Source organism: Neobacillus sp. C211 (assembly GCF_051842875.1).
Classification (GTDB): Bacteria; Bacillota; Bacilli; order Bacillales; family Cytobacillaceae; genus Neobacillus.
In genome coordinates, this window is sequence record NZ_JBPXRO010000100.1 from 1 (window position 1) to 869 (window position 869).

1 pseudogene is annotated in these 869 nt (G+C 40.3%); it reads right to left on the reverse strand.

Annotated elements, in window-relative coordinates:
* Window positions 1–821, reverse strand: a pseudogene (locus ACSU6B_RS29180) (IS110 family transposase); the annotation flags it as partial.
* Window positions 822–869 lie beyond the last annotated feature (48 nt).

Sequence of the window (869 nt, forward strand, 5' to 3'; positions counted from 1 at the left end):
TTCTTTTTCCAGCACTTTCATTTTGCCCAGGAACTAATCCTGCCCAAGAGCACATATGAGCTGCAGTGGGGAATTGTTTTTTCACATCAGTCCCAATTTCGGATAGAATTTGCTCAGCCATCCTTGTTCCTATGCCTGGAATGGAATCCAGACGTTCTATATCTTCTTGCTTGGAGCTCACTCTTGCCGCAACTTCCTGATCCAACATATTGATTTGCTCAATCAAAAAATCGATATGTCCTAAAATGGTTTTTAACATGAGGTGTTGATGAGAGTTGATATACCCTTTAAGAGCGAGTTCCAATTCTTCTTTCTTTTTTTTCATAGTACGTCGAGCGAAGTTTGCTAGTTTTTCAGGATCCTCTTCATCATCTGCAATGGCGTCAAGCATATCACGGGCTGAAACACCCAACACATCAGAAACAACAGATCCCAACTTAATGTTCACGCAGTTCACGTTGATTCCAATCTGGAATATAACTTGCTTTGAGCAGTCCGTGACGAAGAAGTTTGGCGATCCATTCAGCATCCTTCACATCTGTTTTACGCACTGGAACTGCCTTCATATGTTGGGCATTCACAACTAAAAACTCATTATCCTCAGCTTCAAGTAAATTCACAATCGGCTTCCAATAAACACTCGTGCTTTCCATAGCGACATAGGTACAATTATGTTGTTTAATCCAGTCAACCAACTGTAATAGAAATACAGTTTTAGTAGAAAACGTTTGAATCTCCTTGCCTTTAGGTGTCATAATACAAGCAGTAATATTGTCCTTATGGACATCCATACCGCATGCTCTTTCAATGACTACATCCATTGAAAACAGCCTCTCTACGGCAATTGTTATATTTAGAGGCTGGTGCAT